A 10,982-nucleotide genomic window follows, 5' to 3' on the forward strand; every position below is an offset into this window, starting at 1 on the left:
CCCATGACCGTACAGACGGCTGCCAAGCCGTGGTTCCGGCTCGACCGCCACGACGTGCGGTCGACCCTCCCGGCCGCGATTCGCGCCATCATGCAGGACGGCCTGCTCGACGGGATGTTCCGCGAGTCTCTGGCCCCAGAGCTGCTGTTCCCGATGATCGCAGACGTGGAACCGTGGCAGGGCGCCAAGGGTGACACGAAGATCATGACCCGGAACGGGCTCATGACCCCGGACCCGACACCCACCACCGGTTCGGACGCCTCCACCGGCTCGTACAGCATCGAGCAGTGGACCGTCACCATGGACCAGTACGGCAAGTCCATCGACACCGACCTGCTGCAGAGTTCGATGACGCAGGCGTCGAAGTACCTCAACGACGTCTCCCGGCTGGCCATCCATGCCGGCCAGACCATCAACCTGCTGTCCCGGAACAAGCTCTACGCCGGGTACGCGGGCGGGCGCACCTACTGCACCGCAGCGGGCACCTCAGACACGAGCATCGAGGTGGCCAGCACGGACGGCTTCGAGCAGGTCCTCGTCAACGGCGTCCCGACCGCCGTGTCGGCGTCGAACCCGCTCACGGTGACCGTCGACGGTGTGGCGAACACGGTGACCGGCGTCAACACCTCGACCCGGGTCCTCACCCTGGGCACGGCCCGTGTCGACGTCGTCGGCGACTCGGTCATCTCCGCTCAGGCCCCCTACTCGGTGCGGGCGGGCACGTCGAACGACACCGCCTACAACTTGGCGGCCGGCGACCTGATCACCTTCTCGGACTTCCGTGCCGCGGTGGCCCGACTGCGCCGCATGCACGTCCCGGCGGCCGAGGGCAGCAACTACGTCGCCCACATCGACTCGGTCACCGAGAGCCAGCTGTTCGAGGACACCGAGTTCCAGAACCTGTACCGCGGGCGCGCGGACTCGCAGACCTACCGGGACCTGGCGATCGGCGTGTTCGGCGGGATCGTGTGGGTCCGCAACGAGGTCGTGCCCTACCTGACGACCTCGGACACGGGGTACAGCGACCTGTCGACGACCGTGCACCGCCCGATCGTTATGGGGTCGGGTGCGCTGATCGCCGCCCCGTTCGACAACCCGGCGTCGCTGCTGGGGGAGACCGGCGTTTCCGACGTCCCCGAGATCTCGATGATCAACGTGTCCCCGGGTGTGGACGTCGCGAGGATCGTCCGTCCGCCGCAGGACCGCTACCAGCAGAACGTGTCGACGACCTGGTCGTGGGTGGGTGACTACGGCGTCCCGTCGGACTCGCTGGCGAACGGCGACAGCGCCCTGTTCAAGCGCGCGGTGATGCTGGAGCACTCCGCGAACTGACCGCACGCCCCACCCGGCCCCGGGTCGGGTGGGGCCTTCCAGAGGGAGGATCTCGTGCGCGTCCGCGTCATCGAGAACGTCAAGGTGTTCCACGGGCACAAGTCCGTGCGCCTGGCGAAGGATCAAGAGGTGTCGGGCGAGCTGGCGGCGATGCTGCTGGAGCGCGCCCCGAAGAAGGTCGAACGGCTCGACGAGCCGAAGGAGCCCGCCGATGGCGGCAAGGGTGACGGTGCGCCTGCCTCGCTGGCGGACGCTTCCACGGCCGCCGAGGTGCTCGCCTGGGTCGGTGACGACCCGGAGCGTGCCGCTGAGGCGCTCGCGGCCGAGGAGGAGCGGGACAAGCCGCGTTCCACGCTGGTCCGTGACCTGAGCAAACTCGTCGAGGACTGAGGAGGGGGCGGTCGCCGTGGCTCTTTCCTCGCTGGCGACGGTGGCCGACCTTGAGGCTGCCATGCGGCTCGATGCTGGCTCGCTGTCGTCGACGCAGGCCGATCTGGCGCTGCGACGGGCGTCGGCTCGGGTGCGGCGCTACCTCGGGCAGGACATCAGCCTCGTTGCTGACGACACGATCGAGGTGCCGGGCGGGGAGCGGGTGCTGGCGGTGCCGCAGCGCCCGCTGGTCGTCGATGGCACGCACACGCTGACCGTGGTGGAGATCAGCGTCCCGGGAAGCGTGGAGACCACGCTCACCGAGAACCGGGACTTCACCCGGCTTGGCAACGAGCTGACGCGCGGCTACCCCTGGTATGCGCCGACGCGGACGATGGGCTGGCCGTGGCGGCAGCAGCAGGGCGTGTGGGCGCCGAAGGTGCGGCTCACCTACTCGCACGGGTACGCGGAGATCCCGGACGACATCGTCGACGTCGTCTTGGATCTGGCGTCGATGAACCTGTCCAACCCGGAGAACCTGCGCAGCATCTCGATCGACGACTACGCGCGCACGTTCGCGTCGGAGACCATCGGCAACGCCGCTCTCACCCCAGGCCACAAGTCAGATCTGCGGCCGTACAGGCGGCCCGCGTTCTCGGTGGCGCCGTCGTGACCGCGCTCGACGCAGCGCTGTCTGCGGGCCGGCGTGAGGCTGAAGCACTGATGGTCGACACGATCAGCATGTACCGGCCGGGCTCGGACATTTTCGACCGGGACACCGGACAGACGGTGCCCGGCGGGCCCGCGGTCGTTTTCTACGAGGGCACGGCCCGGGTGAAACCGGCGCAGTTGGCGGTCAGCCAGGTGCAGGCCGGCGAGGAGGAGCTGCGGCTGCGGCAATACCGGGTGACGATCCCGTGGTCGACGGCGCTGCCGTCGACGGGGGAGAGGCCCCGCGCCGGGGATGTAGTCGACGTGACGGCGTCACCGGATGTGCGGCTGGCTGGCCTGCGGTTGTGGGTGCAGAGCGTTCAGTACAGCGCTACGGCCACGGCGTGGCGGATCATCGCAGAGGAGCGGTCATGACCGTGGATGTGAGCCAGGTGCAGCGCCTGTCTCGGGACCTGTACCGGGCGGGCCCCCAGGTGCAGGTGCGGGTTCGTGCAGTGGTGGAGCGCGGCGCGGTCAACGTCAAGCGAGACTGGCGGGCCAACGCGGCAGCCTCCGCGGGCCGGCACGCCCGCCTGTACCCGGCGTCGATCTCCTACGACATGCGACACTTCACGGGCGGAGCGATTGCCGAAATCGGGCCCGACAAGGGCCGCCCGCAGGGCGCGCTCGGCAACTTGCTGGAGTACGGGTCGTCGAAGAACCCGCCGCACATGGACGGGGCTCGCGCGATCACTGCTGAGGCGCCCAGATTCGAGGAGCAGATCGCGGCTGCGGTGGGCCGCCGGGTGCTGTGATGGCGGCCCCGGCTGTTCTGCCGCACCGGGATGCGGTGGTGGCTGCCCTGGAGGGCGAGGGGCTCACGGTCGGTCTGGGTGTAGCTCCTGACCCGCTGCCGGAGGACTGCATGTATGCGGTGGTGCACATGTCGCCGGGCCGGTCGGTGTCGGAGTCGCTGGCGGACGTGCGCTCGAGCTTTGACGGGCTGATGCAGGTCACTGCGATTGGCCCGGATCAGGAGCGCTGTCTCTGGGTGGCCGACAAGGTCCGTACCGCCCTGTACGCGCCGCTCACCGTGGCTGGCCGCATGAGCTTCCGGCCGGAGGAGTTGGGTGGGCCTCCCGCGATCCGCGATGACGACGTGAGCCCGCCGACGTGGTTCGCCCCCATCCAGTACATGATCCGATCCGTCAGCTAGGAGGCTCCTCGTGGCCACGCTTTCCATTCAGGCGATCGTCGCCGACGGGCTCGACCCGACCTATGCAGCTGCGTCCGCGGGTGGCGACAAGGTCAAGCCCGGCAAGACCACCTTCGTACACGTCATCAACGGCGGCGGTGCGTCGATCACCGTGACCCTGCCCACGCCCGGCAACTACTACGGCAGCGTCGCCAATCCGGACCTTACTGTGACGGTGGGCGCGTCCGGCGAGCAGATGATCCCCGTCCCGCCGACGCCGTTCGCGGACGCCTCCGACTCGGGGCTTGCGTCCATCACCTACAGCGACGTCACCAGCGTGACCGTCGCGGCCCTGCGTATCTGACCCACATCCCAGTCCGTGCTCGCCCCGCCTGACGGGGCTTTTTTCATGCCCCTAGGGAGGCCACGTCATGGCTGACGTGATCAACGACGGTAAGACCCGGGTGTACTGGGTCACCTCGATCGCCGACATCTCCGCGCCGACCGTCGCCGAACTCGACGCCGGCAGCGACTTCACCGAGCGGATCACCCCCGATGGTCTCAGCATCCCCGCGGAGACCGCCGACGTCGACAACAGCTCGCTCGCGTCCACGTTCACGACCATGCGCGCGGGTCGGCGCAGCTACAGCCCCGAGGTCACGTTCAAGCGGGGCGACGACGCGTCCACGGACCTGCCGTGGACGACGCTCACCTACCAGACGCAGGGCTACCTGGTCGTGCGCCGCATCCTCGCCTACGACACCGCGTGGGCGTCGTCTCAGGACGTCGAGGTGTACCCGGTCGAGTGCGGCGAGCGGAACACGATCCCGCCGGCCCCGAACGAGGTCGCGAAGTTCACCAGCGTGATGAAGCTGCGCGCGGAGCCGAACACGTCCGCGGTGGTCGCCTGATGCCCGACATCAACGACATCCTCAAGAAGGCGCGCCCGCGGGAGCACACGGTGCGGATCTGCCTGGCCGGGGATGTGGCCGCCGAGGTGGAGCGGCTGGAGGCGCAGCTGGCGGCAGTGTCGGAGTGGAAGCCGAACAGCATCGCCGAGCAGCACCCGGGCGTGGAACTCGCCAAGAAGATCAGCGCTGCGCGCGAGAAGATGCGCGAGGCGGAGATCGAGTTCACGTTCCGCGCCCTCGGCGCGAAGGCATGGTCCGACCTCGTGGCACAGCACCCCAGCGAGGCCGAGGACCAGGCGTGGGACGCCGACACGCTGGCGCCCGCGCTGGTCGCTGCATCCTCTGTCGACCCGGTCATGTCGCAGGAACAGGTGGACGAGCTGTTCGAGCAGCTCAACAACGGCCAGCGAGACGAGCTGATCGGGGCCGCCTGGTCGGTGAACGGGGAGGCCACGAGCGTCCCTTTCTCGCTGGCCGCCTCCGCGATCCTCGCCTCCCACACCGGCGGGAAGTAGAGACCGCGCGCGCCTGGGGAGTGCCCCGGTCCATCTTCCTGGGCCGGCCGTGGCCGGGCCCGGGGGAGCCGCTGTGGCTGGACGACGACAGAGCCTGGGCGCTCACCCTGGCCGAGGTGGAGGCGGACACCTGCGCGGACTGCGGCCAGCCATGGAGCGAGGCCACCGATCCTGCGCATGAGGGCAGATGGCATGCGGCCGTCGTCCGCTGCCACGCCTGCGCCGCCGCGGCCAGCACAGTCGCCCAATTCGAATCGGCCGGCGGCGATATGCGGGGCCTGCACGTCCACGTCACCCGGGGGTGAGGCATGACTGACCGCACAGTCCTGGTGCGCCTCGGGGCGGTCACGACCGGCTTCAACGCGGGGATGCGGAACGCGGCCCGGACCGCATCGCGGACGTCGGCGAGCATCCGCAACAGCATGAACAGCGCGTCTCGGCGGACCGCGGCCACGATGAACCGCATCGCGACCAACCAGCGCACCGCCTTGAAGGCGACCCGCACCGGGAGCCTGGCGCTGATCGCGGCGTTCGGTCTGGCGGCCGGGGCTGCGGCCCGCTTCGAGAAGTCGATGAGCGCGGTCAAGGCTGTGTCGGGTGCGTCTGGAGCGGAGCTGCAGAAGCTGCGGGACGCTGCGCTGGAGGCGGGCCGCACCACGCAGTACTCCGCCACCCAGGCCGCCGATGCCGAGGCGGAACTCGCTCGGGCGGGCATCAAGACCGCGGACATCGTCGGTGGTGGCCTCACCGGTGCGCTCGCGCTGGCGGCGGCCGGTCAGCTAGATCTGACGGAAGCCGCAATCACATCGGCGCAGGCGATGAACACGTTCGGGCTGTCCGGCAAGGACATGAGCCACGTGGCAGACGTGCTCGCCGCCGGTGCGAACAAGTCCGCCACGAACGTGCACCAGATGGGGCTGGCAATCAAGCAGGGAGGTCTGGTCGCTCACCAGACCGGGCTGTCGCTGGAGGAGACCGCTGGTGCAGTCGCGGCCTTCGCCGACCATGCCCTGGTCGGCTCGGACGCGGGCACCTCGCTGAAGGTGATGCTGCAGCGGCTGACCCCGCAGTCCAAGGAAGCCCAGGCCACGATGGACCAGTTGGGCTTCTCTGCCTACGACTCGCAGGGCAAGTTCGTGGGCCTGTCGGAGCTCGCGGGGCGCCTGCAGAAGTCATTCAAGAACCTGACGCCGGAAGCGCGCAACGCGGCCTTCGGTGTGATCTTCGGTTCGGATGCTGTGCGTGGCGCGAGCATCCTGTACCAGCTGGGCGCGAAAGGCGTCGACGAGTACACGAAGAAGGTCAACGACCAGGGCTACGCCATGCGCACGGCAGCCACTCAGATGGACAACCTCATCGGCGATTTCGAGCTGATGAAGTCGGCGCTGGAGACGGCGCTCATCCAGTCCGGGACCGCCGCCAACGGAGTGCTGCGGGACATGGTGCAGTGGGTCACGAAGTTGGTGAACGCGTACAACGGTCTGCCGCCTGAGCTGCAGTCCGCCGCCACGCTCACCATGGGTTTCGTCGGCGCGCTCGGCTTGGCGGGTGCAGGTCTACTGCTGCTCCTGCCGCGCATCATGACGGTGAAGCGGGAACTCGCCGCGCTCGGCGTCACGGCCGGCCGCACGCGCTCCGCCATGGGCCTGCTCGGCAAGACTGGCGCGATAGTCGCCGGTGTCCTCGCCGTTTCCTACGCCGTGCAGAAGATCCGCGATCAGTTCAAGGGCGCGCCCCCGGACGTGTCGAAGCTGACCAACTCGATGGTCGATTTCGCGCAGAAGGGCAAAGTCTCCGGCGAGATGGCCAGCAAGTTCGGCGATGACCTGGGCGGACTCAGCGAAGCTATCCAGCGCGTCGCGCACCCGTCAGGCGGGGCGCGCGCCACCGACGTCGTCAACTCGCTCACCCTCAACCTGACGAAGGGGTTGGCGGAGGCGCAGATCCCCCTGGACGAGGCGCACGACAAGCTCGACGCGATCGACCAGTCGTTGGCGCAGCTCGTGTCCAGCGGTCACACCGACGAGGCGGCGGCAAACTTCCGGGAGTTCGCGAAGGCCGCGAATGCGGGTGGCACGTCGACGGAGAAGTTCCTCACCTTGCTGCCGCAGTACACGGACGCGCTCGCGTCCAGCGATGCGCAGAGCAAGCTGGCGGCGGGCTCGCAGGGTGACCTGGCCACGGAGATCGCCAAGACCAAGGCGGAGATGCAGGACCAGCGGTCGGCGGCCGAGAAGCTGACCGACTCGCTCAAGGGCCTGAACGGCGTGAACATCAGCGCTGCCGAGAAGAGCATCAGCTTCCAGCAGTCGCTGCACGACCTGACGAAGACGGTCAAGGACAACGGGCACTCCCTCAAGGACACGTCGGAGAAGGGCCGCCAGGTCAAGTCGGCGTTCCTGGACGCGGCGAAGGCCGCCATGGAGCACGCCCAAGCCGTATCCGAGCAGAAAAACAGCGTCGCAGCCGGTAATGCCGTCCTCGCCAAGGACATCGACGCCCTGAAGAGGACGATGAAGCAGGCCGGGTTCACGCAGAAGCAGATCGACGCGCTGACCGAGGCCTACGCGCGGCTGCCGGAGAGCGAAGCCACCAAGGTCACCGCACCGGGCACGGTAAAGGCCACCCAGGAAGTCGAGGATCTGTACCGGTCGGTGCTGGACCTCCCCGCGGGGAAATCCATCACCATCAAGGCGCCCACCAAATCGGCGATCAAGGACCTGCGGGCCGCCGGCTACCAGGTGAAGATCCTGCCCGGCGGCAAGAAGATCACGATCACGGCACCGACGGGGGACGCACGGCGAGCCCTGAGTAATCTGCAGGACCAGATCAACCGCATGCACGGCAAGAGCCTCACGGTGCACGTGGCCGCCAACATGGAGAAGCGGCTGACGAACGCGGGCCTGATGTCCACGGGCGGCATCGTGGGGCACGCCGCCCGCGGCCTCTACATTCCCGGCTACGCGCCCCGCCGCGACACGGAACTCATCCTCGCCTCCAAGGGCGAAGGCGTGCTGGTGCCGGAGACAGTGCGGGCACTCGGGCAGATGTCCGGGCTCGGCAGCAAGGGCGCCGTCGACGCCCTGAACCGGTGGGGGATGAGCGGAGCGCGGATGCCGCTCGGCCGTGGAACGCCCGCCCGCACCTACGCCAGCGCAGCACCTGTTGGGGCGCCACCCGCGGCTGCGGAGTTCGACGTGCACGTCAACTACAACGACCCGGCCCTCCGCGGGCTGATCGATGTGCAAGTCACACCGAAAATCCGTGACTCCGAGCAGCGGCAGGCCCGGCAGGCCCGGACAGGGAAGGCGGCGCTGCGGTGACGATCTCCTACAGCGCGCCGGGCGCGCTCGCCGAGGACGCCGACACCATCACACCCGCGTACCCGTCGTCGCCGACGGCCGATCAGCTGCTCGTGCTGACGGTGCTGTCCGGGCACACCGACGACCCGACACCGGCCACCCCGTCCGGCTGGATGCTCGTCAGCTCAACGGTCGGCGGCGGCGGGACCTTCGGTGCGGGGGCGGGCCCGCGGCGGCTGACCTGGTTCGTGCGGGTGGCGACGGGCGGCGACAGCACACCGACCACGTCGATCACCTCGGGGTCCACGGGCTCCCTCATCGCCGGCCGCATCCACGTCCTGGACCGCAGCGCGGGCACCGGCTGGCGGTGGGCCGTCAGTACCGGCGAGGACACCAGCAGCGACACCAGCCTCTCCGCCGCCGCGGCGGACGCCCTCACCTGGGCGGCCGGGGACTTCGCGCTCCTCGCCTACGCCGTGCACACGTCCACCGCGTCCATGACGAGCGAGGCCATCGCCGCGACCGGCATCACCTACGGCACCGTCACTGAGCAGGCTGACGACTCCCTGTCGACCGGGTACGCGGGCCGCCTGGCGGTCGCCTCCACCACGGTGTCGTCCGGCGCCGACACGCAGGCCCCGACCGTGTCGGCGACGCTCGCCGCCGCCTCCACCGGAGTGGCCGGCGTGCTCCGCATCCGGGAGGCGTCTGCCGATGTGGAGGGCGCCCAGCAGACGGTGTTCCCGCCGCGGACTCTGGTCACGGCGACGGGCCTGGCCGCGGACGACATCGTCACCGTCACCTACTACCGGCAGGTCGGCTCCACTCTGACTGCGGTACGCGCGGCGACCGACGTCGATGTCACCGGGCAAGACGCCCTGCTACGCATCGACGCGGAGCAGCCGTTCGGCGTGCCCTACGAGTACCTCGCGGTGCTCACCGACGTGAACGGCCTGACCTGGAACATCTACTCGTCGACGTTCACGGACACCGTCACCACCGACGTCATCTCCGACGCCGTCCGCGGTGTCGGCGCCCACGCCACCATCAAGGACTGGCCCTCGAAGAAACGCACCCGGGACGCGTCCGTATTCAACATCAACGGCCGCCTCGTCGTCGTGGGCAAGGCCCGATCGGCGCCGCAGGCCACCGTCATGGTCTCCACCGAGACCACCGCTGACGGCGACGCCCTCCAGGACGTCCTCGACAACGCAACCGAGGGCACCATCCTCGTGCGGGCCAGCACCAGCCTGGCGGGAGTCGACGGACATCTCGCGCTGATCTCCGACGACGAGCGGCGCGCCTGGTACATCCCGTACCGCGAATGGGACCTGGAAATCGCCGAGACCGAGGCATGGTCGGACGTACTGGAGGCGTCGGGCTTCACCCTGCAGGACATCGCCGACAACTTCGACACCCTGCAGGACATCGCCGACGCCTTCCCCGGCACGCTCCTGGACATCGCGATCTACGACTTCGGGAGCTGACGTGCTGGACATGTCGACCGAGGCGCAGGCCATCGTCCTCGCCGGCTACACCATGAGCATGCGCGCCGAGTCCTGGCTCGGCGACGAACTCCTCGCCGCGGACATCCCCATCTCGGGCGGAGGCGAGACCCGGGACCGATCGGACTCCGTGCCGGAGAGGATCACCCTCACGGTGCCCCGACGGGACCGCAGCACCGACTGGGATCCCCGCACCGTCGACCACCCTCTCGCCGCCTACGGCCAGCGGCTGCGCATCGACTCCGGTGTTGAGCTGCGCGGCGGACACACTGAGTGGATCAACCGCGGATCGTTCGTGATTACCGACTCGCGGACCGATGGCGAAACGGTCACCGTGACCGCCGACGGCCTGCTCAGCCTCATCGACGAAGCGAAATTCGTCGCGCCCTTCCAGCCGTCAGGGACCCTCGTGAGCACGGTGCGCGCGCTCGTCGAGCCGGCGCTCACCGTCACTGTCGACGGCACCCTCGCCGACCGGGCCGTGCCGCTCGGCATGCAGTGGGACACCGACCGTCTAGGGGCTTTGGCCGAGGTGCTCTCAGCGTGGCCGGCATCTGCTCGGGTCACCGAGGACGGGTACCTGCTCGTGGAGCCCCTGTCCGACGATGGGGATCCGGTGCTGTCGCTGACCGACGGTGTGGGGGGCACCGTCGTGGAGTGGCGCGGCGGGTCATCCCGCGCAGGTGCGTTCAACGTGGTCGTCGCGCAGGGCGAGGACAGCGACGGCACGCAGATTCAGGGCGTCGCCTACGACGCTGTCGGCACGTCGCCGTACCGGACGGGCGGCCCCTTCAACCCACTGCCGGTGCCGTACCAGTTCGAGTCGCCGCTCATGTCGACGGTCGCGCAGTGCAGGGCAGCGGCATCGACGAAGCTGGCGGCGCTGCGCCGCCAGGCGTACCGCAAGCTCGACGTGACGATGGTGCCGCACCCTGGGCTTGTGATCGGCGACCTCGTGTCCGTGACGGGCGCTGGCCTCACCGATGCGCTCTGCGCGGTGGAGGCCATGTCGCTGCCGTACTCGCCCGGCGAGATGGCCCTGACGGTGAGGGTGCTCTGACATGGCTGACCTGGGCATTTCACGTGTTTCGCTGGCGGGGCAGGGCGCTCTCGTGGGGCGTGCCACCACCGACTCCAGTAGCGATGCATGTCTGGCCACCGTCAGCGGCATCGAGATCACGGCGCGCGTGGTGGCCGGGGTA

At 69.2% G+C, this 10,982-nt stretch carries 13 protein-coding genes; all 13 read left to right on the top strand.

The window, feature by feature from the left end:
• The first annotated feature begins 3 nt into the window (after positions 1-3).
• The 13 genes from ACL02U_RS12090 to ACL02U_RS12150 all read left to right on the top strand — a co-directional run bounded on the left by ACL02U_RS12090 (position 4) and on the right by ACL02U_RS12150 (position 10,840).
• A complete protein-coding gene (locus ACL02U_RS12090; protein WP_412790740.1) occupies positions 4-1,332 on the top strand; it encodes a hypothetical protein in 1,329 nt (442 codons plus the stop codon).
• 54 nt (positions 1,333-1,386) lie between these two features.
• Positions 1,387-1,722: a hypothetical protein gene (locus tag ACL02U_RS12095; RefSeq protein ID WP_412790741.1), complete on the top strand. Its 336-nt coding sequence runs from the start codon at positions 1,387-1,389 to the stop codon at positions 1,720-1,722.
• A gap of 16 nt (positions 1,723-1,738) precedes the next feature.
• A complete protein-coding gene (locus tag ACL02U_RS12100; RefSeq protein ID WP_412790742.1) occupies positions 1,739-2,374 on the top strand; it encodes a hypothetical protein in 636 nt (211 codons plus the stop codon).
• Positions 2,371-2,787 (top strand): DUF6093 family protein, encoded by a 417-nt coding sequence (locus ACL02U_RS12105; RefSeq protein WP_412790743.1) that lies wholly within the window; start codon positions 2,371-2,373, stop codon positions 2,785-2,787. The genes ACL02U_RS12100 and ACL02U_RS12105 overlap by 4 nt, the downstream gene beginning before the upstream one ends.
• Positions 2,784-3,167, top strand: coding sequence for a hypothetical protein (locus ACL02U_RS12110; RefSeq protein ID WP_412790744.1), 384 nt, complete (start codon positions 2,784-2,786; stop codon positions 3,165-3,167). The genes ACL02U_RS12105 and ACL02U_RS12110 overlap by 4 nt, the downstream gene beginning before the upstream one ends.
• A 38-nt stretch (positions 3,168-3,205) precedes the next feature.
• Positions 3,206-3,568, top strand: coding sequence for a hypothetical protein (locus ACL02U_RS12115; RefSeq protein WP_412790745.1), 363 nt, complete (start codon positions 3,206-3,208; stop codon positions 3,566-3,568).
• 10 nt (positions 3,569-3,578) lie between these two features.
• Positions 3,579-3,911 carry a hypothetical protein gene (locus ACL02U_RS12120; protein WP_412790746.1) on the top strand — a complete coding sequence of 111 codons (333 nt, stop codon included), beginning with the start codon at positions 3,579-3,581 and terminating at the stop codon, positions 3,909-3,911.
• A gap of 67 nt (positions 3,912-3,978) precedes the next feature.
• Positions 3,979-4,458, top strand: a complete 480-nt coding sequence (locus ACL02U_RS12125; RefSeq protein WP_412790747.1) for a hypothetical protein — start codon at positions 3,979-3,981, stop codon at positions 4,456-4,458.
• Positions 4,458-4,973, top strand: coding sequence for a hypothetical protein (locus tag ACL02U_RS12130; RefSeq protein ID WP_412790748.1), 516 nt, complete (start codon positions 4,458-4,460; stop codon positions 4,971-4,973). The genes ACL02U_RS12125 and ACL02U_RS12130 overlap by 1 nt, the downstream gene beginning before the upstream one ends.
• A gap of 20 nt (positions 4,974-4,993) precedes the next feature.
• Positions 4,994-5,278 (top strand): hypothetical protein, encoded by a 285-nt coding sequence (locus ACL02U_RS12135; protein ID WP_412790749.1) that lies wholly within the window; start codon positions 4,994-4,996, stop codon positions 5,276-5,278.
• A gap of 3 nt (positions 5,279-5,281) precedes the next feature.
• Positions 5,282-8,296 carry a phage tail tape measure protein gene (locus ACL02U_RS12140; protein ID WP_412790750.1) on the top strand — a complete coding sequence of 1,005 codons (3,015 nt, stop codon included), beginning with the start codon at positions 5,282-5,284 and terminating at the stop codon, positions 8,294-8,296.
• Complete coding sequence (locus ACL02U_RS12145; RefSeq protein WP_412790751.1) at positions 8,293-9,762, top strand: hypothetical protein; 1,470 nt, start codon at positions 8,293-8,295, stop codon at positions 9,760-9,762. The genes ACL02U_RS12140 and ACL02U_RS12145 overlap by 4 nt, the downstream gene beginning before the upstream one ends.
• 10 nt (positions 9,763-9,772) lie before the next feature.
• Positions 9,773-10,840, top strand: a complete 1,068-nt coding sequence (locus tag ACL02U_RS12150; protein WP_412790756.1) for a DUF5047 domain-containing protein — start codon at positions 9,773-9,775, stop codon at positions 10,838-10,840.
• Positions 10,841-10,982 lie beyond the last annotated feature (142 nt).

The organism is Streptomyces sp. MS06 (assembly GCF_047200655.1).
Lineage (GTDB): Bacteria > Actinomycetota > Actinomycetes > Streptomycetales > Streptomycetaceae > Streptomyces.

Bases quoted from the DNA above. Each gene is read 5' to 3' on its own strand.
- ACL02U_RS12090 (WP_412790740.1), top strand. From the start codon at position 4: ATGACCGTACAGACGGCTGCCAAGCCGTGGTTCCGGCTCGACCGCCAC.
- ACL02U_RS12110 (WP_412790744.1), top strand. From the start codon at position 2,784: ATGACCGTGGATGTGAGCCAGGTGCAGCGCCTGTCTCGGGACCTGTAC.
- ACL02U_RS12125 (WP_412790747.1), top strand. From the start codon at position 3,979: ATGGCTGACGTGATCAACGACGGTAAGACCCGGGTGTACTGGGTCACC.
- ACL02U_RS12130 (WP_412790748.1), top strand. From the start codon at position 4,458: ATGCCCGACATCAACGACATCCTCAAGAAGGCGCGCCCGCGGGAGCAC.
- ACL02U_RS12140 (WP_412790750.1), top strand. From the start codon at position 5,282: ATGACTGACCGCACAGTCCTGGTGCGCCTCGGGGCGGTCACGACCGGC.
- ACL02U_RS12150 (WP_412790756.1), top strand. From the start codon at position 9,773: ATGTCGACCGAGGCGCAGGCCATCGTCCTCGCCGGCTACACCATGAGC.